The following is a 26,154-nucleotide window of genomic DNA, read 5'->3' on the forward strand; positions in this document are numbered from 1 at the left end:
CGCATCTTAGCTGTAATATGCTGACTCCTGAACAAGCACATTTAACATCAGGAAAACTAAAAAGAAGATGGAAAAACTATTATAAAAAATCAGTAACTTTAAATGTTTAATCTGTAAACTTTTTTTAGGACGACACACCCCAAATCACAACGCCATCCCAAACCATTGTGCTTGGCAATTCGTCAAGTAGGGCAATATCCTCAAGAGGATGTCCTCCCTTAAAGAGGAAAACGGTTTGTAATTAAGAATAAGTTCATATTAGCAACCAGCATAAATTGGAATACTGTTTTTTCTAATTTTACATCTTCTTGATCAGATTTCTATTTATTAAATTGATTGTTTGTGGAAAGGCGAAAATTTATAAAAATTAGTGCATTGGGTTCTGGTGGAATAATTGCGGGTAAATCCTTGCTCGCTAAACTGATGACTTCGGAACAAATCAAGAAACTTGCCTCCACATTTTCGGGAGACGAAAAAATGGTTCGGGTAGGGTGTCCTTCGCACAATTGCGGTGGCAGATGTTTGCTAAAAGTTTATGTTAAAGAGGGCGTCATCACCCGAATTGAAACGGATGATCGTCCCGGAGATGATATCAGTGATCCGCAATTAAGGGCCTGTATTCGTGGTCGTGGTTACCGTCCACGTCAGAATCATGTGGATCGTTTAAAATATCCAATGAAAAGGGTTGGAAAGCGGGGAGAGGGGAAATTTGAACGTATTAGCTGGGACGAAGCTACGAATCTGATGGCTGAAAATATCAATCGAATTAAAGAGAAATACGGCAATGAAGCTTTATATATTCCATACGGAACGGGTGGATATAATCAAACTTGCGGAAAATGGCCTGCCGATCGATTACTTAATATGTACGGTGGTGCGCTTGGTTACTACAATTCGTATAGTTGGGCGTGCATTAATCAGGCTACACCAACAGTTTATGGAACCAGGGTCACCGGAAATCAGCGTCAGGACTGGCTCAACTGCAAATACATATTAATGTGGGGATGGAATCCTGCCGAGCTGCGAGACGGAACAAATACGGAATATTTTTTGCGTAAGGCCCGCGAAAATGGAGCAAAACTGGTTTGCATTGATCCACGGATGACCATGAGTGCGGTTTCGCTGGCTGATGAATGGATTCCAATTCGTCCGGGAACTGATATGGCCATGATGAGTGCGATGGCTTATGTGATGATAACGGAAGATTTATTGGATAAGCATTTTATCTCCAAATATTGCATTGGTTTTGATGAAAATCAAATGCCGGAAGGTTTCGAAAAAGAAGAAAATTATAAAGAATATATCCTCGGAATCCGGGATCATCATCCTAAAACTCCCGAATGGGCTGAAGAAATTACAGGTATTCCGAAGGAAACCATTGCCAGAATTGCCAGGGAATATGCCAATACAAAACCCGCCATGCTTTATCAGGGATATGGAATGCAGCGACGTGCCTATGGCGAACAAGTTGTTCGTGGAGGTTGTGTGCTTGCTGCCATAACCGCTAATGTCGGGATTTCAGGAGGATGGGCCAGCGGTATCGCACTTCAGGCAGATGATGGTGGCCCATTCTGGAATGTTTTCCCTACCTTGAAAAATCCTGTTAAGGCGAAAATTCCATGTTTTTTATGGTCAGAAGCTGTCATCCGTGGGAAAGGTATGGGAGCTGAAGATGGCGTGACCGGCGTTGATCGATTAAGTACGGATATTAAAATGATTTGGGCGGTTGCTTCAAATGCTATCATTAACCAGCATGGAAATATAAACCGTTCCATCGAAATAATCAAAGATGAGTCGAAAGTTGAATTTTTTGTGGTTCAGGATAATTTTTTAACAGCTACTGCGCAATTTGCTGATCTTTTACTTCCTGCCTGCACTCAGTTTGAAACCTGGGGAATGGAAGATGGCTGGAAATATGGGGATGAGTTAATTTTACAACCTCAAATTTTGGAAACACCCTGGGAAACAAAAAGTGATTATGCCATCTGTGCCGCAATTGCCGAAAAACTAGGAAATGGAGAAGAATATACTCAGGGACGCGATGAAAAACAATGGATCGAACATTTGATTGGAGTTTATAAATCATCTCGTTTTCCTGATATTCCAACTTTAGCAGAAATGGAAGAAAGCAATGTAGGTGTTTATTCACTTCCTGTCACTGAACCTAAAGTTGCCTTTATCGATTTCAGAAATGATCCTGAAAAATATCCTTTACAGACCGAATCCGGTAAAATTGAAATTTTTTCGAAACAGTTATTTGAGAAAAATAATCCTGCCGAAATTCCTGCTGTTCCAAAATATATTCAGGAGTGGGAAAGTCCGTTTGGCGCTGAAGCTGAAAAATTTCCATTGCAGGTAATCGGACCTCATTATATGCCAAGGGTACATTCAACACATGACAATAACAATTGGTTAAGCGAAGCATTTCCTCAGCGAATTTTTATCAATGAAATAGATGCAAAAACGCGAAAAGTGAAGGATGGCGACCTGTTGAAAGTTTATAATGATAGGGGAGCGTTGGTTCTTCCTTGCCGGATTACAAGAAGAATTATGCCGGGGGTGATTTCAATCCCACAAGGTGCATGGTGGAAACCGGATAAAGATGGGAATGATGTAGGAGGATCAATAAATACATTGACTTCTGAGCGATGGACGCCAATGGCCTTTGGCAACGCACAGCATACAATCATGGCTGAGGCCGTTAAATTTAAAGCATAACATGGAGAGATTATCTTTTTATTTCGATTCGCGTAATTGCTCAGGCTGCAAGACTTGTCAGGTAGCTTGTAAGGACAAGAATGATCTTGCACTTGGCACGCTTTGGCGACGTGTTTATGAAGTAAGCGGAGGAGATTGGGAACAAAAAGGAAATGCCTGGGTACCTCATATTTATGCTTACAATATTTCACTTTCGTGTAATCATTGCGAGGACCCGATTTGTATGAAAAATTGCCCTTCTTCAGCTATTCAGAAACGGGAAGATGGTATTGTGACGATCGATCAAAGTATTTGTTTGGGTTGTAAATATTGTTCTTGGGTTTGTCCTTATGGGGCCCCTCAATTCAGCGAAGAAAAGGGGGTGATGGGAAAATGTGATTTATGTATCGACTATGTTGATCAAGGAAAAACCCCAAGCTGTGTGGATGCTTGCCCGACACGAAGTCTGGATTTTGGAGAATACACGAAATTGGTTGAAAAATATGGAGAAAAGGAACATATCTATCCCTTACCAAATCCTGAAATCACCCGGCCATCATTTGTTATGAACCCTCATAAAGATGCCGATATGGCTAAAAAAATAAATCCTGAAGTTGTAAATATGGAGGAAGTCAAACATGCATAATGGTGAATGGTCATTAATCTCGTTTACATTATTGAGCCAACTAAGTGTAGGCCTGGTATTGGCTTTAGGCTTTGTGTATTTTATGCATCAATCACTTTTTTCAGGCTTTACTGCCGGTTTAAGTTTGCGATCACCCGAATTAATCATCTTAATACTGATAGTCTTCGCGACACTAATTTCTTTTTTACACCTCGGCAGCCCGCTGCATTCTTATCATTCTCTAAATAATTTGCGAGGTTCATGGATTAGCAGGGAAATACTTACCCTCTTCATGTTCGGATTTGGGATTCTATTATTTTTAATAAGCAGATCCATGGATTGGCCCGTTAGCCTTTCACGATTTTTTATGATTTTTAGTATGATAAGCGGAATATTGCTCGTTCTGGCCATGTCTGGGATCTATATGATTAAAACAGTTCCAAGTTGGAATACCTTTTTTACACCACTAAGTTTTATTGGTTCTGCGTTTTTATTAAGCTCGGTTGGAATGATTATGCTGATCAATTTTCTGAATTCCGATTCGATGGGACAAACTTTTTTGTCAAACATATTCCTTTTTATGCTGATCGTTGTTATCATTATTTTATTTGCGTCGGGATACCATCATTATCAATTATCTCGATACAAATTCACAGGCATCGAACAAATGGAATATAATCATGGGGTATTCTTTATACTTTTTGTCATTAGGATGGTTTTGTTGCTTATCGCAATGTTTGGATTAATTTATCTCATTAAAATTATTTCACGGCCCGGTATGAGTTTTGAAGAATTTAAATTAATATTCTATGTTATTTCCTTCATTATTTTATCTGCTGAAGTTATTGGTAGGTATCAGTTTTATATCAGTTACTTCAGGGTTGGAGTATAGACTGAGATTTACAGATAAGACAGTTTGAGTGTTAAAGTGTTAACGTGTTAAAGTGTTAACGTGTTTAAGTGTTTGAGTGTTCATGATTTTACACTATTGTATTTCAATCACATAACTATTGTATTACCACTTATTACTACTGAATGACTACTGAATTACCACTTAATGACTACTATATATCAAAATAAAACGAGTTAAAAATCATCCTATTTCCCCAAATAAGTTTCAGTATTCGTAATTTTAGCATAGGCTCTCAAGGTTGCCAATGCCACATAATGAACATCTTTGGCTTTAACCAAGTGATCCCCGAATTTTTGATCCTTGGTTGCGCAGGCATCTTCAATAACGGTGCATTTAAAGCCGTAGTCAGCACCGGCACGGGTTGCAGCTTCGAGGCACATGTTGGTTTGCATGCCAACCAAAACCAAATCAGTAATATTATTTTCTTTCAGATAAGCTAACAAATCGGTATCGCGAAAGCTATTTACCTGATCTTTGCTAATCACTTTTTCTCCTTCAATAGGGGCAACATCCTTATGAATATCTCCCCCTTTTGCAGCATTATGGCGAACATGAATTACGAGATCTCCGTTTTCCCGGAATCGCTCAAGAACTTGTCGGGCTTTTTTACCTGCTGCCTCAGGTTCGAATAATTCAGAAGATCCGCCGGGATAATAGAACTCCTGGATGTCGATAATGATAAGAGCTGTTTTATCTTTTTGCTCCTGTGAAATTAGTGAAGGTGAAAGGCTTGTTAAAAGTAACAGACTAAAAATTAAATGTATCTTCATGATCTTTGATTTAGTGATTTAGTTTAAAAATAGTTTTATGAATTTTTATATTTGTTTCATCAGTGAAAAAACTTGAATTTAAGAATATGCCAGCTATACTCAGTCGTAAAATATCTACGAAATTACATTTTTTTACAACAAATAGTGCCAGAAACAACAATGTTCTATTTTGAAAAATATTGTAACTTTCCTCCTCAAAAAATAACTTTAATATGATGAAACGAGCATATTCGTTAAACATAAATAAGGATGAAAACATCATATGCGATACGCATCCGATCAACGTGCTTGCTGCAGGCAAGTTTAATGTAAAATTATTAGCTGATGAAAACCTTAAAACTTAACATTTTAATTTCTTTGCTGGCCATCATGACCATTGTTCCTGTTAGTCAGGCGCAGCAAAGCAAAAAGAATAAAAAACAGGATAAAGAACAAACCGATGTCTTAAAAGACTTTTCGCTCAATACTTTTAAATTCAGGAGTATTGGGCCTGCGCTAACTTCAGGTCGACTGTCTGATTTAGCGGTTAATCCTGAAAATAACAGTGAATTTTATGTTGCAGCAGCAGCAGGTGGAGTGTGGAAAACCACAAATGGGGGAATCACTTTCACTCCCGTTTTCGACGATCAAGGTTCTTATTCCATTGGTTGTTTAGCAATGGACCCGAATAATCACAATATAGTATGGGTTGGAACAGGTGAAAATAATAATCAGCGAAGTTTATCATATGGTGATGGGCTATATAAAACCATTGATGGAGGAGCCAGTTGGGAAAAAGTTGGTTTAGAAAAATCTGAGCATATCGGAATGATTACTATTGACCCCAATAATTCGGATATTGTTTATGTTGCAGCTTATGGCCCGGTTTGGAGTGCAGGTGGCGATCGAGGCATCTATAAAACAATTGATGGTGGAAAAACATGGGAAAAGGTTTTAGAAGTGAGCGAGTACACCGGATTTAATGAAATCCATATGGATCCAAGAGATTCTAAAGTACTTTATGCAACTGCTCACCAACGTCAGCGCCGCCAATGGACTTATCTTGGTGGAGGTCCTGAATCAGGAATTTATAAATCAACAGATGCAGGTAAAAACTGGATTAAGATCAATAAAGGATTACCAAGTGGTGACAAAGGTAGAATTGGAATGGACATTTCGCCTGCCGATCCGGAAATTTTATATGCCGTGGTTGAAGCCAAAGTAGGTCAATCCGGATTTTTTAAAAGTACCAATCGGGGAGCTTCATGGGAAAAAATGAGCAATACGGTTACCAGTGGAAATTATTATCAGGAAGTAATTGCAGATCCGGTAAACCCAAATCGTGTTTACATAATGAATGTTTTCACTTTGATCTCTGATGATGGAGGTAAAACATTCAGAAACCGCGGCGAGAAAAGCAAACATTGGGATAACCATGCTTTATGGATCGACCCAAAAAACCCACTTCATACCCTTGAAGGTGGAGACGGTGGTCTTTATGAATCATTTGATGATGGGCAAAATTGGAGATTTTTCACAAATTTACCTGTAACTCAGTTCTATAAGGTACATGTCGATAATGCCCTGCCATTTTATAATGTGATGGGAGGAACCCAGGATAACTACAGTTTATTAGGCCCATCTCAAAATATTAGTGCACATGGAATCGTAACGTCCGATTGGATCGTAACATCGACCGGTGATGGTTTCGAATCAGGAGCAGACCCTATAGATCCTAATATTGTTTATACCCAATCTCAGTATGGAAATCTTGATCGATTTGATAAAAGAAGTGGTGAATCGGTGTCAATTCAACCAAAACCGGGTAAAGGCGAAGCAGAATATAACTGGAATTGGGATGCACCATTATTGGTCAGTCCACACGGAATAACCATTTATTTTGCTGCCAATAAACTCTTTAAAAGCACAGATCGGGGTGATTCCTGGGAAGTGATTAGCGGAGAACTAGATCGGAATATAGATCGTAATTTATGGCCGGTAATGGGTAAAATTTGGCCCATGGATGCCATTGCAAAAAATGGTTCTACTTCCCGATATGGTGCTTGTGTATCACTGGATGAGTCCAGATTAAAGGCAGGATTGCTTTATGCCGGAACTGATGACGGTCAGATCAACATTACCGATGATGATGGTAAAACCTGGAGACAAATTAACCAATTTCCCGGAGTACCTGAATATACCTATGTTTACGATCTTCTAGCATCCAAGCATGATGTAAATACTGTATATGCAGCCTTCAATAATCATAAAGCGGGCGACTTCAAACCTTATATTTATAAGAGCACAGATCAGGGCAGTACCTGGGTAAATATTTCAGCTAATCTTCCTGAAAAAGGCTCTGTTTATGCTTTAGAACAAGATCATGTTAATGCCAATATTTTATTTGCGGGAACCGAATATGGTGTTTTTGTAACGCTGGATGGCGGACAAAACTGGAAAGCGCTAAAAGCAGGCATTCCAACAGCCAATGTCAGGGATATGATGATTCAGGAACGCGAGAACGATTTGGTAGTGGCAACATTTGGAAGAGGTTTTTACATCTTGGATAACTATGCACCATTACGCGAATTAAGCCAGGAACTGGCAAGCAAAGATGGACATTTGTTTGCAGTTAAAGATGCTTTGATGTTTAATACCTGGAAACCTTTAGGTGGTTTGGGAAGTGAAGAAAAAGGATTTCAGGGAGAAGATTATTTTAGTGCCCCAAATCCTGAAAAAGGAGCCATTTTTACTTATTGGATAAAAGAGGATGTGATTAGTTTGAAAGCAGAGCGAACCAAACGTGAAGCCAAAGCATTCAAGGAAGGTGAGAATATCCCTTATCCAAGCATGGAAGAATTCAAAGCAGAAGGCAAGGAGTTTCCATCATACCTGATTTTTACCATCACTGATGAGGATGGAAATTTCGTTAGAGAACTAAGAAGTTCTGTTAAAAAAGGATTGAATAAAATCATTTGGGATATGCAATATCCTGCAATGAATACAGTTGATGCAAGCGATGCTGCACAAACAAAGGGATTAGAGTCATCCGGGATTTTTGTTATACCTGGAACCTATAGAGTAAGCCTGGCAAAAAATGTAAAAGGCGAAATTGCCCAACTGTCCGGCCCTATTTCATTTAAAATTAATGAATTAAATAATAGGACGCTTCCTGCAAAGGACCGAAAGGAACTGGCAGCCTTTAAACAAAAAGCAGTTAAATTGGTTGAAGCGCTTGGAGCAACTTCTGCGGTGATCAGGGAATTGAATGATCGGATTGCACCATACAAAGCTGCGACCAAAGCATTTGCAGGTGAAAAAGCGGTTCAGTTATTAAAAGAAGTTATCGTGCTTGAGGATAAACTCGAAGCAGTTAGGATAAAATTGAATGGTGACAGAACATACGGAGAGCTTGATCTGGATGCACCGTACGCTTTAAACAGGAGAGCCGGAAGTGCCATTTATGATATCATCGGTTCTACATCAAACGTGCCCGGTTCATCAAAGCGTAATTACGAAATTGCTGCCGATGAGTTTGCCCCCATTTTGGAAGAAGTAAAAGCCTTAAAAACTGAATTCGAAAAGATGGATCAAAAACTTGGAACCATGAATGCGCCAGTAACCAAAGGCCGATTGCCGGATTGGAGTAAATAAACAATTTTGGTTTTGATAGTGTAAACGAGGGATGGCGTCCCATTAGGGACGCCATCCCTTATTTTTTTTTGGAAAGTAAACTAGAAACTTGCCGTTTCTTTCTCAGATGATTTGAATAGGCTGAAATTAGAAATTGCCGGAATATTATTTGCCTCAATGATTTTCAACTTTATCTTCGATACGGTAACAGGTTTAATCCTGATCAATCTTTTATAGCCAATGGTCGTCCCTTCAAATACTGTTTCCCAATTATTTTGATTATAAACTTGAACCTCGAATTTACTGATCCGCTGTCCAAACTTAATCGGTTCCTGGATCAGTATCCGGTCAAAATCAGTTTTGTTTTTTAAATCGATGATCAGTTCGGCAGAGCTAATACTGTCATCCGTTGCCCAGTAAGTTTCCGGGTCTTCATCAAGTGCATTTTTTGGAGCAAATTTTTCATTGGTTAACCTGAAATTATCAGCATTACATTCAGCATTCGATGCCAAATTGACTTTAAAAGTGTCATCAATAATCTTTTTAAATTCCTGAATAGCCTTCACATCATTTGATTGGATATTACCCGTTTTATCGGGGGGCAGATTAAGCAGGAATACCGCATTTCTGCCAACCGATTTATAATAAATATCAACCAGTTCCTGAGACGATTTCACCAGAGTATCTTCAGCTTCATGGTAAAACCATCCGGGCCGGATCGAAACATCGCACTGACCAACAATCCAATTGCTACCTTCAGACTCACCAGTGTTCAGATAATTAACGTCAGCCGCCCCGGTTCTTATTTTATTCCGATTAATGGTCGACCAAAATGTTTCACCTGCCGATCCATTTTCATTCCCTACCCATCGAATATCCGGTCCACTGTCAGAGAATATTAAAATATTCGGTTGTAATTCTTTCACCAGTTTTATGGTTCCATCCCAATCATAGTAAGTTTTATTATCAATTTTTCTGGTCTCATTTGCACCGCCGTAAAACCCATTACCGCCATTGGCTCCATCAAACCAGATTTCATTAATTTCACCATATTGCGTAAGTAATTCCTTTAATTGATTTCTGTAATAAGTGATGTAGGTTTGATTTCCGTAATCTTTGTGATTTCGGTCCCATGGCGAAAGATATAAGCCAATCTTAAGATCATGTTTTCTGCAGGCATCAACGAATTCCTTTACAACATCTCCGTTGCCATTTTTGTACCCGCTGTTTTTGATACTGTGATCAGTATATTGGCTGGGCCATAAACAGAATCCGTCGTGATGTTTTGCCGTTAGGATCAGTTCCTTTATCCCACAGGATTTAGCAACTTGCACCCATTGATCCACATCAAGTTCGGTTGGATTGAATAATTGTTCATCTTCATCGCCATATCCCCACTCTTTATTCGTGAATGTATTGATCGAAAAATGAATAAACCCGACCATCTCCATCTGTTGATATAAAATCTGCTGAGTTGATGGAACAACTTTATTCGAACTGATATCAGGCGGCTTTTTATTAGTCGAACAAGCACTTATTAAGGTAAGTGCAAAAAAGAGTGCAAATATTCTGAATATTGTCATTCTATCTATTTTTCGACTGTCAATTTAAAAGAATGCTTATTTAAAGATAAGCTTCATGTCTTTTTCTTTACCTTTTAGCCACCATTCATTCGGTATTACGCTCCAGTTGCCCGAAGCTTTAGGTGAGACAATTTTTTCCTTTTCAATCCATTTCATCAAATAGTAACGAAGATCCTTAGGCGTTGAATTGATAATTCTTCCGGTAATTGCATTCGCTGGAATTTTTGCACCAACCGTTAAATGGCCACCACCACCGTTGCCCCGATATGAATTTAAAGCTACGGTATAATTCTTTTTTAAATCAAAGGGTTTCCCATCAGACATTGACGAGATGACTATTTTTTCACCTGCCAGTTTTGTAAGGTCAACTGTATAATTGATTCCGGCTGCGGACGAATAATTATAATAACTTACGGCTAATTGAGGATTTCCGTGAGAGAGCGTAATTTCCCCATGCTCATCCCGCTTAAATTTAAGTAAATGATCATCAGAATTATCCATTTGATTAAACCATTGTCCATATGAATATTCGAGATAATCCTTTATTTCTTGTCCGCTCATTTTCATGGTGTATAAAAGATTTTCGAATTTGTACAAATTAAACATATCGCTTACATAAATTTCCCCTTTTTTAATCTCGGCATTAAATGATAGTGGGGCCGCGAAGGATACATCAGCTTTAGTTAAATCAAGTTGAATGTGTTGAATAAGATCAACAAAAGGAGAGTCACCAAACATGGATTCGCGTGTTGAAATTGTTTCTGTAAATGTACCGATCGGTTTTGCTACATAAGCTTTTACTTCTTCGATTTCGGGGGCAAATTGATTCATAAAAGCTTCATCGGGTTTAAAATCCTTAATTTGAATTACATTCCCGGTAGTTTCTTTTTCCCATTTACCGGATTCTTTGTTTTTATTTAAAATAATGGTGGCTTCGGTTGCTGTTCTGGCTGCACTAAGTGTTCCAAGTATCAAAACATCTTTTCCTTCAGAGTTTTTCACCCAATTATTCCAACTATTATGATCATGTCCCACGAAAACCACATCAAATCCGGGCACCTGTTCGGCAACCAGCTGAGCCGCATTTTCATTTCGATCCATATCAGCCGTTTGACCATTATAATTCGCATCTATTCCGGCATGAAAAAGACCAATTAACACATCGGGATGCTCTGTTTCATTAATTATTTTGACCCATTTGTTGGCACTTAAAATCATATCCTGGAAATCGATTCCACTCCAAATTTTTTCAGGAAGCCACATCGGAATTCCCGGGGTTATCAAACCAAGAATCGCGATTTTTATTCCCTCTCGGTTGACGATTGTATAGGGTTTGAAATAGGGGCGATTTGTTTCTGTGTTCACTGCATTAGCTGCCATCCATGGAAACTTAAATTCTTTTACCAATTTATCATATACCGGATGCCCGGCTTCTATGTCATGATTACCAACAGTGGCCGCATCATAATTCATATAATTCATGACCCGGGCACAGATGTGTTCGGCTTCTGTTTTTTCAAAATTTGAATAATATACTAATGGCTGACCCTGCAAAATATCGCCGTTATCCAGCAAAATGACAGATTGGCTCTTATCTGCTCTTTGTTCTTGCACGTAAGTATAAACCTGTGCAAGGGAAGTAGAGGTGGGCTTATTGTTGATAAAATCCCATGGAAAAAGTGCGCCATGAACATCACTGGTTTCAATCAGTTTAAGTTTTATGGTTTGAGCTTGAAGTGGAAGAAGTGTGGTGAATAAAAATAAAACCACTAAAAGAATGCGGGAATTTATAGAATTGTTTTTCATGTTTGTTGTGATAGCGTTTGAATTCAATTGAGCGTAAATTTAATAAAAAAGTGACAGGCATTGAGTGTATCGGCAAGGATGGAAATATTATTTGATGCAAAAATGATGATAACTTCAAGTGATGCAGTAGATATAAATAACTTCAATAAAATAACGAATGTCTCACGTAAAGTAAAGTTTAACAAAATGCCAGCCACGAGCTTTTATCTTTATATTCCTCGATTGGTGAGATTGTGGTTTTGAATTTATAAGAACTCACCAACATTGAAATTTCATGTTTGATGCTTTCCAGGCTATCACCGATTAAATCGGACCGGAAGCCTTTTGCTCCCAAGATTGCCACATGATTTGCAGAAATTACACGACTGATAATTTTACCCAGGTCAACAATTTTTCGCTGCTGTAAGTTGATGTCGACTTTAAAATCCAACAAGGATTTAAAGTAATCGGCAATGTTTTCTGTAAGATGGTAATTTTTTAAAAATTCAGAAAGATTAGCTATTTTATTTCGCCCCATCAGTTTGATTACCATTTCCGAAATCTGGGTATAAAGCATTTCGTTTGAGCCTTCAAAAATTTGAAAAGGCCTGGAATCCATTATACCCCTTGAACCCACACTCTCGGTTTTATAACCATTTGCTCCCTTAAGTTGGGTCAGTGTTTGAGCTGATTCCTGCATCAAATCGGTAATGTAAGCTTTCATGCTGTTGGCTTCTACGGCCGAATCGGCCAGATTATTTTCAATACCGCTAAAACCTGCACTTCGCGAGCACATTGCTGAACTAACTGTATAAGCACTTTGAATACGCGAAACCTGATGTTTCACCTGATCCAGTGACATTAAAGATTTTCCTCCGACAAATCGCGAAGTAGTCTGATCAATAGCCTCATCTAGCATCCTGCGGATGAAACCCATCCCCATGCCCGGGAATTGGAAACGACTCCGGTGCAATAAATCCATCATCAGTTTAAGTCCGGTAGTTTCAGGTTTAAGTTTGAATTGTTCAGGCACATGTATGTCGATGATATTTTTTCCATATGGAATAGGGTAGAGTCCTATATTGTTATAATACTCAGCAACCTGAATTACTTGGTTGGGCTGTTGTTCGTCGCATATAAAGAAATCAATATCACGTGCCAGATCCCCATTATTAAATTTCTGACGTGAGGTCATGAGCCAGTAATCGGCCATTCCCGTTAAGCCTTGCCAATGCTTGGTGCCTTGTATATGATAATTCGGACCTTTTTTGACATTGGTAGTTTTCATGTTTAGTGCATCGCTTCCATGATCTGGTTCAGTAATCATGAGCCCGCCCATATTTTGCTGGGTCATGAATCGATTAAAGATATCTTTTTTAATCGACTCATCTGCATATTTTGCCACGGGTTCGAGAAACAAGCCGATGTTAATTCCAAACGCCAAAGACAATGGAAGGGATTCATAAGAAGCGGCATCCAAAACACCCAGGCATTCTTTAACTTTAACACCTCTTCCACCATACACTGTTGGGATTGCCACAGAAAATGGATTCGCGGCCATAATCTTTTTTAAAACTAAATCAGGGAAGCCTCGTTTTTGGACAAATTCTTCGATGTTATCAATTTCGTAAAATGCACTTTTAAATGTTTGTTTTAAGGAGTTCAAGAAGCTCGTAAAAGATACTTGATTGGTCATGACAGCAATGCTCATTTCAGTTTATTTAGCAGTATGGCAAATTTAGTGTTTGTTTCTAAGCTATTCTTATTTAGAATAAATAAAAACAAAGATAGTTATAATTAAATCGAAACAAATAAATTGATTTAATCTTAAAATTCCTCGATGCTTGCATCGGGGTTTCCAAATTTTCTCCCCTACTTATAGGGGACCTGCCTTGCCGCAGGCAGGGATGCCGAAGGCAGAGGGGTTAATAAAAGAAAATTCGATTTTCAGTTTGTTAAAATAAAGTTGGCAAAACACTCTATGGCTTGCTACTGGGATTGTCAACTTTAAGAATTTTTTTTATTACTCAAATGGTAACTAATCAGTTTACAGCAAGTCAAGAAAATTAAGGTATTTGATTGATATCTTTCTTTGCTTTGTGTCTCTTTGAGCTACTTTGGGTAACTTTGTGCAATAGCTGTGTCACGAAGAACCACAAAGAAGACACTAAGAATCACTAAGAAGATATCTTCACAACCGCTAATTCTTGACACTGATTAGTTACCTCAGATGAATATTTGTTGATATATCATTTAAATCAAGATCCGCGTGATAAAACCAGATTCTCAAACTCCATTTCTATGTTGACTCAATTAAATGCAAGGATGGGTCAGCCGAAATACAGTTTTTATATCTTTGTAAACCTTTACACATCATAACAGGATATAACAGGATGAAGTCATTATTGATATTCAACAAACAGCTATTGAAATATTTCATATACTGGATAGCGATATTCTGGCTGGCTAAAATCCTGTTCATACTATACAATTTTGATCAATCGAAACACTTGTCATTTGGCGAAATAGTTGGGATATTTGGATACGGATTAATAATGGATGTATCAACGGCCTGTTATCTTTTGATAATTCCGGGGCTGTTGGTCGTATTCCGAACAATAATATCCTCAAGGTTCCTCAATCGATTTATGTGGTTTTACACTTTATTGTTTCTTTTCATCACTGCTATGCTTATCGTTCCGGATCTAGGGCTGTATCCGCACTGGGGCACCCGTGTTAATGTGACCATTTTCAATTACCTCAAAGATTCCGTTGCCTTGCAGTCATCGTTAACCCTTTCGATTGTATTATTGGGATTGTTTATTATAGCCGGGTTTATAGCCGGTTTTCTTTTCCTGTATCGAAAGATGTTTACATCCGGCTTATTCCCGGAGGGCAAAATAAACCTGACTGCTGCTTTGATTCAATTATTTCTGGTAGCAAGTTTAATTATCCCAATGCGTGGAGGGCTGGACACATCACCTTTGAACTTGAGTTCGGTGGCTTTTAGTTCGAAATTATACGTCAATCAGGCTGCAACTAACTTTTTATGGAATTTTGCCAAATCTGTTGAGAAGAGAGATCGGCTTTCTAATCCATGTATTTATATGTCAGAGGAAGAAAGTATCCGGTTTTTTGAAGAGTTTGTAAAAAACGACACCGTTATTACCAGACCGCAACTAATCAGACTTGATCCTGAAAAACAACCCAATGTCATCCTGATAATTCTGGAGAGTTTCTCGAATAAAGTAATCGCTCCTTTAGGTGGATTGCAGGATATTACACCAACCCTGAATTCTCTGTGTAATACAAGTATCGTATTCACAAATTTTTATGCTGCGGGCAACCGTTCCGATCGTGGTATTTCTGCTCTTCTTGGGGGCTACCCATCATTGCTGACTACTTCTATCATGGTTTATCCCGAAAAATCACAAAGCTTGACTTTGCTTCCGGAATATTTCAATAGAAAAAACTACCGCACATCTTTCTATTATGGAGGTGATATAAATTTTTACAATCTAAAAACCTTCGTACTGCAGGGGAAATACGGAAAATTAACCACTAAATCTGATTTTCCGGCCGAATTGGGAAGAATGTCGAAATGGGGAGTTCCTGATAGCTTTGTTTTTGAACGAGCCCTGGAAGACCTGAAGAGCGAGCAGGAACCTTTCATGAAAACCATTTATACCATTAGCAGTCATCCGCCTTATGATGTACCGTACTCGAAATTCACAGGGATTTCAAACAATGAAAAATATCTGAATTCAGTGGCCTATACCGACAGTTGTTTGGGGGTATTTATCGATGAATTCAGGAAATCACCGCACTGGAAAAATACTTTGTTCATTGTAACATCCGATCACGGAAGTTTGGTGCCTGGACCAACGAATATAACAGAACCTGCATCACACCTGATTCCATTAATCTGGACCGGAGGAGTGGTTGATTCGTTGCAAAAAATTGAAACGATCTGCCAGCAAACCGATTTTGGAACAACCCTGATTCATCAACTTGGCTGGGAAACAGATTCAGCAAAGTTTTCGAACGATTTCTTTATATCTAATCCACATGCCTTTTATATACTTGATACAGGCTGGGGTTATGTAACCTCCGAAGGGAATTACTATTTTGATCAGGGGATCCGTAATTTTGTTTTGAATCCGGCAAATGATGGGAAACCTTTTGATCCGAATTTTCCCAAGGCATTCATGCAGGTATTACACGACGATTTCAGCAACAAGTAGTATTATTTAACCCAATATTATAGACTTAAAACCTCATCATTTATTAAACCATACAAACAATGAAAAAACTTAGCTTAATTCTTATTCTGACAATCACGACTCAATTTTTATGGTCTCAAAAAACCATAGAATTGAAAAAGTGGATGATTACCAATCCCCAACAAATAACTATGCCCGCTTTTGCAGAAGTAAAAAGTGTGGATGGTAAAACTTTCAAAGTAGCAGATTTGCTTAACAAAACCCAAATTGACTTTACGAACAAATCTTTAAGCTGGACAAATATCGAAATTGCTGCCGACAGTATCGTTTTGAACCAGAAGGCAGAGAATGATTTACTTGTTCTCCAAAGCTATTTATTTGTCGATCGATGGATGAAAGGATCGTTAAACCTTAGTTTGAACGCTGCTTACGAACTTTATCTGGATAATGAACTGATCAAAACAAGTAGCAGTTCAGATTTAAGAAGTAATAAGATCGAACTTGAACTGCAAACTGGAAATCATCAGATCAGGCTAAAGGCCCTGGCTTCGAAAGAGGTTATGAAGCTTGTTGCTAATTTTGAATATTCCGAAGGAGTTGCAAGTACGAGTTTAAATTCCGAAAGACTCTATAATATCAATGATGTTTTGGAAGCAAAAACAGTTTCTTCTGCTAAAATTTCCCCATCGGGCAAATATGTCTTGATTCGTTATTCGGAAGTTGCGCATGGAAGTGGGAAGAGTAAAAGCTATTCAGAAATTTATGATCTTGAAAACCAAAAAAACATCACAACTATAAGGAATAAGGATATTGCGAATGTAAGCTGGTTGCCTCGAACAGATCGATTAAGTTATACGGTTAATTTTGATGAAAAATCAGAACTGTTTGTTTATGACATTGCCAGTTCGGAGGAAACCTCCATCGCGAAAGACATCACGAATATTTCGGGTTTTACCTGGTCGCCAACCGAAGATTTTATTATTTATTCGGATAATATCTCTGCAGAAAAACCGGGCGATTTAAAGCGAGTTTTTGGATCAGATGATCGATTGCCCTATTACAGGAATCGTTCATTCTTGCATAAAATTGACATAAAAACAGGAAATGTCACCCAATTAACTGCAGGGAATTTTTCTGCTTATTTACACGATATCAAAGCTGATGGTTCAAAAATTCTGTTCTCGACCTCCCGAATGGATTATAATGAAGTTCCTTTCTCAAAGCAAACTCTTTATGAAATGGATATGAAAACCATGAATTTAACTACGATTTGGGAAAACAAACTTTATGGTGGGAACTGCACTTATTCTCCTGATGGATCAAAATTATTGGTACTGGGAGCTCCGGAATGTTTTGGAAATATTGGGGTAAATGTGAGTGAAGGAAGAATCCCAAACAGTTACGATGGGCAATTATACCTTTATGATTTGCAAACAAAGAGCGTAGAACCGATTACGAAAAATTTTGATCCGGCAATCAATTCGGCTTATTGGAACAATGCCAATGAAATATATTTAGATGTAGCCGAAAAAGACTATCAAAATTTGTATAAATACGATCTGAAAACAAAAACATTTACGCAGATTCCGTTATCGGTTGAGGTATTGGGCAATATTGATATTGCTTACAGTAAACCAGTGGCAGTATATACAGGAACCAGTATTTCAACTCCCAATAAACTTTACGCATTAGATTTAAAGAAGGGTAAGAGCACTTTGTTGTCTGATCCTTCAAAAGAACGCTTTGCAGAGGTGAAATATGGCAAAACCGAAGATTGGAATTTTGTAAATAAAAGCGGAACAACCATTTATGGCCGGGTTTATTATCCGCCAAACTACGACCAAAATAAAAAATACCCTGTGATTGTTAATTATTATGGTGGAACTTCTCCTGTTGAACGTTCATTCGGTGGGCGTTATCCTTTGAATAACTGGGCAGCTAACGGTTATATTGTTTATCTGTTGCAACCCAGTGGAGCTACAGGTTTCGGACAGGATTTTTCAGCCTTACATGTAAATGGATGGGGTTTTGATGCCATCGATGATATTATTGACGGAACGAAAGCATTCCTGAAATCACATCCATCAGCTGATGCTTCCAATGTAGGTTGTATTGGAGCTTCTTATGGTGGTTATACAACCATGTTGCTACAAACCAGAACCGATATTTTTAAAACTGCCATTTCGCATGCCGGAATCAGTTCTATTACCAGTTACTGGGGCGAAGGTTATTGGGGATATTCATACAGTGCAGGGGCCACAAAAAACAGTTATCCCTGGAACCGTAAGGATATTTATGTGGGAAACAGTCCGCTATATAATGCGGATAAATTCCGGAATTCGATACTCTTACTGCATGGAAACAGTGATACCAATGTGCCAGTTGGCGAAAGTTTGCAATTTTATGCAGCCTTAAATGTGTTGGGAAAGGATGTTGAAATGGTTTTAGTTGATGGTCAGGACCACCATATTTTGGATTACAAAAAACGCATCAAATGGCATTATACCATCATTTCGTGGTTTGATAAAAAGTTGAAGAATCAACCGGAACAATGGAACAATTTATATCCGGAGAAGAATTTGTAAACTGGAAAATGATGTATAAAAGTGGATGTTTGAGAAGACTTAATAGCTGGTCAGATTGAGCTGAACATTGAGCGAAGTCGAAATGTGTCGAAATCTTGTTTCGATTGGTAACCATACATCTCGACTCGTTTCGACAACGCTCAACGAACGTCTCGATGTGACAAGTTCCAAATCAATCTGTCTTTTCAGACATCCATTTTTTAAGCACATTTATATTTTTATTTCTTTAATAAATCACGGATTTCGGTCAGTAGTACTTCTTCTTTGGTAGGTGCCGGAGGTATTGTCGGTGCTTCTGCTGCTTTCTTCTCCATTTTCTCTTTCATCTTGTTATAAACCTTAACAAGTAAGAAAATGGCAAATGAAACAATCAGAAAAGTGATTATTGTATTAATGAAAACGCCATAATAAATTGCTACCTCTGCAATGCTGTCACCGGCACCTTTAACCGATTCGGCCACCCCCGGTTGAATAACAATTTTAAAGGCTGAAAAATCAATTCCTCCTAACAATATCCCAATAGGGGGCATCAGGATATCGTTAACCAACGACTTAACAATTGCGCCGAAATAGGTAGCCATGATCAAACCAACGGCTATCTCGATCACGTTGCCTTTACTGATAAATTTTTTGAATTCGTCCATGTTTTTAATTATTTGGTGAATAATATAGAACGAATATAATTAAATAATTGATTTAATAAATAGTTTGGGTTGAACCGATTCTGAAAATACTTCAGCTATTTGTTTCCATAAAGCATGAATCTTAAAGGTACCCAAATTTATCAGCAAGAAAGGTTAATAATAAGGAGAGAGAAAATGCTATCGTAGGTGAGATAATCCACATCAGAAAGAACCTTTTTACCTGTGTTTTTCTAAAAATATTCTTTGTGCCTAACTTAGCCACCCCAATGCCTAATATTGCTGCAACATTTACCTGAACTAAAGATGAAGGAATGCCATTTACAATTGAGGCAAGTAGTAATAAACTGGCTGAAACAAAGGCAATGATAACCGCTTCAAATTTACCAAAAAGCACAATTTCTTTTCCGGTATTTTGTAAAATTTTGTTACCGAAAACAGAGCTTCCGATCCCAAAACTTGGGGCAACGATCAGAGTGGAAATAATCATGATCAATGTAAAATTTTTATCGATCGAGATGTTAAGTTCATTTGCTGTCATGGATGCGATCGGGCCGGCAGCATTGGCAACATTGTTTGCTCCAATTGCGAATGCAACATACAAGGACATGATTAAAATCAAGGCATCCCAAATGGGTTTCATGTTCTCATTTTGCGCCCTCGACATGGTTAAACCCCTTCTGCGCATGGGGCGATAAATGTATCTGCCTAAAAATAAACTGATAAAAAATGAAATAATGGGCAGGATGAACCATGCAGGGATTATTTCAAATAATAATTTCGCATTATTTAAACTGTTAAAGTAAATTGCCGGGGCTACGACAGCTAACACTGTAGACTGACTCGTAGATTGAGGTACTCCGGCTAAATTTGCAATTAAAAGAGAGATGGCAACAGAAAACAATATTATTGAAACAATTGTCATGGTCATCATCTCGGGTGCCAAAAGATCTTTTCCCATTGTGTTTGCGGTTTCCTTACCTGCAATAATGGCTCCTAAAAAAACCATGATCCCAAATAGACCGGGGATTAAACTTTTACGGATAATGTTTGCCCCATAAGCAGCTGAAAAGGAAGGTCCAGTTCCACTTCCACCCATGGTAATAGCCAAAAACATAGCAATAATGAAGGGAATTAAAAGATGGCTGAAAAGTGGAGAAATCATTTTGTCAATTATAGTATGAATAATCAATCAAAATATTTTGATTGATTATTCATACTAAATTAAGATAAAAAATGAATGAGACTTTAGAGCCGGGAAAAAATAAATTTGGCAAATATTATTCTGTAGTATTACTAATTCCCCATGGATATTGTTTTCTGACCACACTATAGGATCCGCTAATATTAGATGTCAGATCCAATTCAAAAATTAATGGTGCCAGATTTGTTGCATAAGGTTCTATGAATTTAATCTGATATTTTTTGGTTTTAACGCCATCTATTTCGATTTCTAAATCATATAAACAATCACAATGACACTGAGCAGCTTCCTCATATTCCTGAATGATAATGGTATCAGCATTCAATCTAAAAACACAGGTTAAAATTCCAGGACAACAATTGAAACCAGCATTGATATGTTTAAGCATTAGTTTATTGTTGGATGCGCTGTAATTATACTCGACACTTGATATACTATCCGGTGTGCTTGAAGTCAAGTAGTTCGATTTTAAACTTTTACATTCGGAATTGGAAATAAGCCTTCCTGAAATGATTTGATCCTCGTCTGACGCTTTTTTTTCACATGCAGCAATAAAAAACAGGGTAATTAATCCGGCAATTATTAAATAGGATGACTTTTGCATTGTAATGATAAATTGGTTAATAATATATCATAGATGTAAAATTACAACATATGGTTGCGTTGCATATGTGTTTCGGCAAAAATTTAATTAAACCGGAAAGATCAATATACTTCTTTACCTTAATCTCAGCCTTAAGCCGTGATTTCTGTGCGTGTGATCTTAGCCACTAAATCAGAAGTTGGATCGGGACATCTTACATATTCGGTTGTAATCCCATCCTGATTAATCAGTTTTTCGTAGGGTGTCCCTTCGTATTTCCAGGTAAGGGTTACATCGTTTTCCAACAATCTTAAAAAATCGTTCAAACTCGAGCGAAGCCAGGGGCAAATTTTACCAAAATCGGCCGGATATTCAAATTTGTCGCCCTTTTTATGGCACCAGGTATCTTCCCGGGCTTCATAAATTTCGATTTCGATTTTAAATCGTTTTCGTTTTTTAGGTTGATCCTGTTCCTGAGCAATAGCACTATTGACAAGAAATGGAGCCGCTGTGAGGCCAATCATCCCACAACCGGCTTTTTTAATAAAATCGGTACGGTCCATATTTGTGGTTTTTTTACGGGTTAATATAGGTAAGTGGTGAAAATCGTGAATGGAAACATATGGATGAATGGTTCTACATTCCCATATACTTAAAAGCTTCGTAAACCATAAAGGCCGGCCAAACTATTGCTTTAAGGAAACCAAGCACACCCATCCAAAAACCAGCGGCAGTTGAAATGAAATAAATGGCAGCACCGATAAATCCCAGTCCGTAAACAGCTCCGGAGGAAGCATTGTTGTGAATTTCTTTTTTCATACGATTGTTTTATTTAGGTTTAAAAAGGAATCTAAGATAATTAATTTTTTAAACATTTGGGTGTTTCAATGGCCGGTAAAATTGTTTGGATTTCAGCTCAGTTCTTTGTTAGGCAACGTATATTTATTTATCAAATTGACCTCCTTTTCTTTGGTAGATTTCAAATAAATATTTCGAAACCAATGTCTCAATTGAAATGAATTCCTTGTGAAGTTTTTCAAAGTCAATTTCTCTTTCAGGTTTCTTTGGATCGAGAATTTTACCTTTAGATTCTTGTGTCAAAGTTTCTCCAGCATCAAATATCTCCTGATTACAATGAGCAAAGTAATTTCTAATATTCATTAATCTATTCAGATGACTTTCCATTTTCGGATCAAAGTCATTGACAATTTTTAATAAAACTCTTCTTTTTAAAGCGAAACTACAATATTCGTCATACAAAAAATCAAGTAAGAATTTCATGTCTACACGATTAAAGTAATGTTGTGAAATTATTGAATTTATTATCCATTCAATATTGATCGCTTTCTCTATTACTTCAGATCTGTACATTGAAGTATTGGTATCTGTCATAGTTTTATTTATGTTGCCTAACTATTATATATATTCATGTTTACAGAACAATACATCCCGTATTCGCATGTATCATTCATGTTTCGTATAATTTTATTTATAAAATTTTTAATCATTCATCATGATTTAAATTTTTAAACGGGGAGAAAGTCAAATATATAAAAAATTATGATGCCTTTATTAAATGGTTTTTGATTAATGTAAGGTGATCGGTAGGAAAGTTATTTGAGTAAATTATCATTGAGACTTCTCAAAAATATAAATGGGAGAAGTCAAAAGCAGAAATGGGAGAAGTCAAAAGTAGAAATGGGAGAAGTCAAAAGTTGAGATGGGAGAAGTCAAAAGTTAAGAAGGGAGAAGTATCAATTTAAATACCACTTATATACCTGTGTAACAGGAATTTCAGGCAAATGACAATAATTCTATTTTATACTGAGGTTTTCTCCCTCTTTAATCCGCTTGTAATGACAAAACAGTAAATCCCCATTTTCTTCATTGCGAAGGTGCATGCCGTTTCCTTCACAGTATTTAAAAAATTCACAATCGGCGCATTCACCGGTCCTTGTCCAGCTTCGATCCCTGAATTTGGCGTATTTGTTTTCCCAGGTATCTTTAAAGCTATCTTGATAGATATTCCCCTGAATAAAATTGGCCCTTAAATTCGGGCAGGCTGAAATGGAACCATCGATAAGTACGGAAGCAATATTGATACCGGCCCTGCAAAAGAACAGACTATCCCTGACTTCGGCCTCATAAGCACCTAAAAATCCTTCACAGCCATAATTAAGCTTAATGTCTCCCTTTTTACGTTCGGCTGCCATGAAATCGAAAAGTTGCTTAAACTGAACCGGATTTAATTGCAATTCTTCATATTCTTTAGCTCTTCCGATAGGAAAAACGGTAAATATGCGCCACTCTTTTAACCCTTTTGAAAGGAGCAGTTCTTTTATTTTTCCCAGTTCATGAAAGTTTTTTTGATTTACACAGGTCACCACATCGAATCTCAGGTCGGGGATTTTTGCCAGGAGCCCGATTGCATTGACTGCTTTTTCAAAACTATGTGGATTGCCCCTCAGCCAATTATGCGATTCTTCCAGGCCATCCAGACTGATGGTAACCGACCTTAGCCCTGCTTCCAGTAAAGAGTTGATCCGGCCCGGTGTAAGATGAAGCCCGTTTGAAACCATCCCCCAGGGAAAACCCCGGTCGTATAATTGTTTCCCGCAAACTTCCAGGTCTTTTCGCAAAAGTGGTTCACCTCCGGTAAAAACGATCATGGTATTGTTCGGTTCAACGATGCTTTTAATGTCATCAATGGCTCCGATAAAATCTTTAATGGGCATGTCTTTAACCATCGCATCTTTGGTGCAATCGCTGCCACAATGCAAACAGTTGAGGTTGCACCTAAGCGTGCATTCCCAAAAAATATAACTCAGTTGATGGGTTTTTTTTGCATTGTTCCGGTACTTTTTGAAAAGTTCCAGTGCGATTTTTTTACGCAGTGAGAGTTTTAAACTCATTATTCTTCTTTCAGTTTGATGTTCATTTCTTTGGAAGTTTCGCCTTTATACCAACTTTCTCCTCCTTCAAATACGGGGTTAATGAATTTAACGGTTGTGTCTTTTGCCTGATAGCTTCCATGAGCACTACCGTCAATATCTTTAAATTCTAAGGTATAATTATGATCACTTGGAAAATCGGCAATACGTACTTCATAATTCCCGTAATAATCAGAAATGACCGTATCCGGCAATGGATAGATTTGTTCAGATTTCATAATAACCCTAATTGCGGGTATATTAATGCCATTTTCAGAAGTAACCTTTCCGTAAACTTTAAAAGTTGCGTGTGGACTTCCATATTCAATTCCTGGTGAAATCTTGAATTTAGTACAAGATGCTCCAAATCCTAAAATGGATAAAAGAAATGCAATAAATAAATTGTATTTCTTTAGGGTAAATTGTTTCATTTTAATGCATTAATTAGGTTTATAGGTTGTTAAACTGCCTGTACAATATATTATTCTCCTTCTTTTTTTAGCTTGATGTTTACTTCTTTAGATGCCTCACCTACATACCATGCACCTCCATTCTCAAACTTCGGATCAACAAACTTAATGATTGTATCTTTGGTTTGATAGGATTTTAAAGCTAACCCATCTGTATCCTCAAATTTTAAATTATAATCCATTTTGCCTCTATCATCCATAAGTCTCACCTGATAATTACCATAATAATCTGCAATGCTTGTATCTGAATTTGTATAGGTGGCAAAGCTTGTGTCAGAAATTGGATAGGAATAATCAGCCGACATAATAACCCTGATGGCTGGTATTCTCACCCCATCTTCTGAAGTGACCTTACCATAAATCCTGAATCCTGCACTTGGAGTTCCGTAACCAGGACTGACCTCTTCTTTTGAGCAGGCAGTTCCGAATCCTAAAATGGTCAAAAGAAATGCAATAAATAAATTGTATTGCTTCTGGGTAAACTGTTTCATTTTAATTCATGATTAGATTAACTGGTAATAGAATTGTTTATATAATCTATAATTCTCCTTCTTTTTTTAGCTCGATATTCACTTCTTTAGATGCTTCACCTACAAACCAACCATCTCCATTTTCAAACTGAGGATCAACAAATTTAATAATTGTGTCTTTGGCCTGATAGGATTTTAAAGCGATCCCATCTATATCTTTAAAACTTAAATTAAAATCCATTGTTCCTCTGTAATCAGTAAGCCTCACCTGGTAATTACCGTAAAAATCTGCATAGCACGTATCTGAATTTGTATAGGTGGCAAAGCTAGTGTCAGAAACAGGATAGGTATAACCAGCCAACATAACAACTCTTATTGCTGGTATTCTCTCCCCATCTTCTGAGGTGACTTTGCCATAAATCTTAAATCCTGCACTTGGCGTTCCATAAGCAACTCTGACTTCTCCTTTTGAGCAAGCTGTTCCAAACCCTAAAATTGAAAGCAGGAAGGCAATAATTATATTATGCGTTTTGATCAATTTTAGTTTCATGGTAATTATGTTTATTCAATGATTCATTTTGTGGTGAAAAGGTTGCTTCCAATTTTATTTTTCCGGTATTCGATTTTCACACTATTGATTTTTGCATAAACGATTCTTTCTACATTCTTAAAATCTTTTCCATTGTTTTACCTTTTGCCAACTCGTCTATCAACTTGTCTAAATATCTGATCTTCTGCATGAGTTTGTCTTCGATTTCTTCCACACGATATCCGCATATGACTCCCGTAATTTTTGAAACATTGGGATTTATTTGTGGTGCCTCTGCAAAAAAAGATTCAAAGTCGGTTTTATTATCGATTTGTTGCTGCAACATTTTTTGATTATACCCTGTTAACCAACAAATGATGGTATCTACTTCTTCCTTGCTACGGCTCTTCTTCACTGCTTTTTGAATATAATGAGGATAGACACTTGCAAATGGCATTTTAAATATTTTTGAGTTATCCATATTTCTTAAATATTGTTACACATTTACCATTTAGCCGGTACTTATTTGTAAAG

The 26,154-nt window shown here is 37.5% G+C and carries 21 protein-coding genes; 6 read left to right on the forward strand and 15 right to left on the reverse strand.

Annotated features, from left to right (window positions below; translation table 11 throughout):
- Positions 1-336 precede the first annotated feature (336 nt).
- Genes KKG99_13375 through KKG99_13385 form a run of 3 tightly spaced genes read left to right on the forward strand, consistent with a single transcriptional unit; the run spans position 337 to position 4,214 of the window.
- A complete protein-coding gene (locus KKG99_13375) occupies positions 337-2,718 on the forward strand; it encodes a molybdopterin-dependent oxidoreductase (protein ID MBU1013985.1) in 2,382 nt (793 codons plus the stop codon).
- Between the two features lies 1 nt (position 2,719).
- The gene (gene dmsB / locus KKG99_13380; GenBank protein ID MBU1013986.1) at positions 2,720-3,343 is read left to right on the forward strand and encodes a dimethylsulfoxide reductase subunit B; all 624 of its coding nucleotides are present in this window, start codon (positions 2,720-2,722) and stop codon (positions 3,341-3,343) included.
- A complete protein-coding gene (locus tag KKG99_13385; protein ID MBU1013987.1) occupies positions 3,336-4,214 on the forward strand; it encodes a dimethyl sulfoxide reductase anchor subunit in 879 nt (292 codons plus the stop codon). Before dmsB ends, KKG99_13385 begins: the two co-directional genes overlap by 8 nt.
- Positions 4,215-4,420: 206 nt before the next feature.
- On the opposite strand, the gene KKG99_13390 is transcribed toward KKG99_13385, so the two are convergent.
- On the reverse strand, positions 4,421-5,005 hold the full coding sequence (locus tag KKG99_13390; GenBank protein MBU1013988.1) for a cysteine hydrolase: 585 nt from the start codon (positions 5,003-5,005) through the stop codon (positions 4,421-4,423).
- Between the two features lie 324 nt (positions 5,006-5,329).
- Here KKG99_13390 and KKG99_13395 point away from each other — a divergent pair, with 324 nt between their 5' ends.
- The gene (locus tag KKG99_13395; protein ID MBU1013989.1) at positions 5,330-8,638 is read left to right on the forward strand and encodes a glycosyl hydrolase; all 3,309 of its coding nucleotides are present in this window, start codon (positions 5,330-5,332) and stop codon (positions 8,636-8,638) included.
- Between the two features lie 80 nt (positions 8,639-8,718).
- Here KKG99_13395 and KKG99_13400 read toward each other — a convergent pair whose 3' ends face one another.
- From KKG99_13400 to KKG99_13410, 3 genes are all read right to left on the reverse strand, one after another.
- Positions 8,719-10,200 carry an alpha-L-fucosidase gene (locus KKG99_13400; GenBank protein ID MBU1013990.1) on the reverse strand — a complete coding sequence of 494 codons (1,482 nt, stop codon included), beginning with the start codon at positions 10,198-10,200 and terminating at the stop codon, positions 8,719-8,721.
- A 36-nt stretch (positions 10,201-10,236) separates the two neighbouring features.
- Entirely contained in the window at positions 10,237-12,006 is a 1,770-nt protein-coding gene (locus KKG99_13405; protein ID MBU1013991.1) for a bifunctional metallophosphatase/5'-nucleotidase, read from the reverse strand.
- A 178-nt stretch (positions 12,007-12,184) separates the two neighbouring features.
- A complete protein-coding gene (locus KKG99_13410) occupies positions 12,185-13,696 on the reverse strand; it encodes an acyl-CoA/acyl-ACP dehydrogenase (GenBank protein ID MBU1013992.1) in 1,512 nt (503 codons plus the stop codon).
- Positions 13,697-14,411: 715 nt separating this feature from the next.
- On the opposite strand from KKG99_13410, the gene KKG99_13415 reads away from it, so the two are divergent.
- On the forward strand, positions 14,412-16,229 hold the full coding sequence (locus tag KKG99_13415; GenBank protein ID MBU1013993.1) for a sulfatase-like hydrolase/transferase: 1,818 nt from the start codon (positions 14,412-14,414) through the stop codon (positions 16,227-16,229).
- Between the two features lie 59 nt (positions 16,230-16,288).
- Positions 16,289-18,793 carry a prolyl oligopeptidase family serine peptidase gene (locus KKG99_13420; GenBank protein MBU1013994.1) on the forward strand — a complete coding sequence of 835 codons (2,505 nt, stop codon included), beginning with the start codon at positions 16,289-16,291 and terminating at the stop codon, positions 18,791-18,793.
- A 218-nt stretch (positions 18,794-19,011) separates the two neighbouring features.
- Here the strand turns inward: KKG99_13420 and mscL are convergent, their stop codons facing one another.
- The 11 genes from mscL to KKG99_13475 all read right to left on the reverse strand — a co-directional run bounded on the left by mscL (position 19,012) and on the right by KKG99_13475 (position 26,101).
- Positions 19,012-19,437, reverse strand: a complete 426-nt coding sequence (gene mscL / locus KKG99_13425) for a large-conductance mechanosensitive channel protein MscL (GenBank protein MBU1013995.1) — start codon at positions 19,435-19,437, stop codon at positions 19,012-19,014.
- Between the two features lie 121 nt (positions 19,438-19,558).
- Positions 19,559-20,596 (reverse strand): inorganic phosphate transporter, encoded by a 1,038-nt coding sequence (locus tag KKG99_13430; protein ID MBU1013996.1) that lies wholly within the window; start codon positions 20,594-20,596, stop codon positions 19,559-19,561.
- A 118-nt stretch (positions 20,597-20,714) separates the two neighbouring features.
- On the reverse strand, positions 20,715-21,242 hold the full coding sequence (locus KKG99_13435; protein ID MBU1013997.1) for a hypothetical protein: 528 nt from the start codon (positions 21,240-21,242) through the stop codon (positions 20,715-20,717).
- A gap of 131 nt (positions 21,243-21,373) precedes the next feature.
- Complete coding sequence (locus KKG99_13440; GenBank protein MBU1013998.1) at positions 21,374-21,784, reverse strand: hypothetical protein; 411 nt, start codon at positions 21,782-21,784, stop codon at positions 21,374-21,376.
- 73 nt (positions 21,785-21,857) lie between these two features.
- Positions 21,858-22,040: a hypothetical protein gene (locus KKG99_13445; GenBank protein ID MBU1013999.1), complete on the reverse strand. Its 183-nt coding sequence runs from the start codon at positions 22,038-22,040 to the stop codon at positions 21,858-21,860.
- A 123-nt stretch (positions 22,041-22,163) separates the two neighbouring features.
- On the reverse strand, positions 22,164-22,613 hold the full coding sequence (locus KKG99_13450; protein ID MBU1014000.1) for a sister chromatid cohesion protein PDS5: 450 nt from the start codon (positions 22,611-22,613) through the stop codon (positions 22,164-22,166).
- Between the two features lie 422 nt (positions 22,614-23,035).
- Positions 23,036-24,133 carry a TIGR04133 family radical SAM/SPASM protein gene (locus tag KKG99_13455; protein MBU1014001.1) on the reverse strand — a complete coding sequence of 366 codons (1,098 nt, stop codon included), beginning with the start codon at positions 24,131-24,133 and terminating at the stop codon, positions 23,036-23,038.
- Positions 24,133-24,582, reverse strand: a complete 450-nt coding sequence (locus KKG99_13460) for a radical SAM-associated putative lipoprotein (protein ID MBU1014002.1) — start codon at positions 24,580-24,582, stop codon at positions 24,133-24,135. The genes KKG99_13455 and KKG99_13460 overlap by 1 nt, the downstream gene beginning before the upstream one ends.
- A gap of 50 nt (positions 24,583-24,632) precedes the next feature.
- Positions 24,633-25,112 carry a radical SAM-associated putative lipoprotein gene (locus tag KKG99_13465; GenBank protein MBU1014003.1) on the reverse strand — a complete coding sequence of 160 codons (480 nt, stop codon included), beginning with the start codon at positions 25,110-25,112 and terminating at the stop codon, positions 24,633-24,635.
- 46 nt (positions 25,113-25,158) lie between these two features.
- Positions 25,159-25,641 (reverse strand): radical SAM-associated putative lipoprotein, encoded by a 483-nt coding sequence (locus KKG99_13470; GenBank protein MBU1014004.1) that lies wholly within the window; start codon positions 25,639-25,641, stop codon positions 25,159-25,161.
- Between the two features lie 109 nt (positions 25,642-25,750).
- Positions 25,751-26,101, reverse strand: a complete 351-nt coding sequence (locus KKG99_13475; GenBank protein MBU1014005.1) for a DUF2200 domain-containing protein — start codon at positions 26,099-26,101, stop codon at positions 25,751-25,753.
- Between the last annotated feature and the right edge of the window lie 53 nt (positions 26,102-26,154).

The organism is Bacteroidota bacterium, from assembly GCA_018816945.1.
GTDB lineage: Bacteria > Bacteroidota > Bacteroidia > Bacteroidales.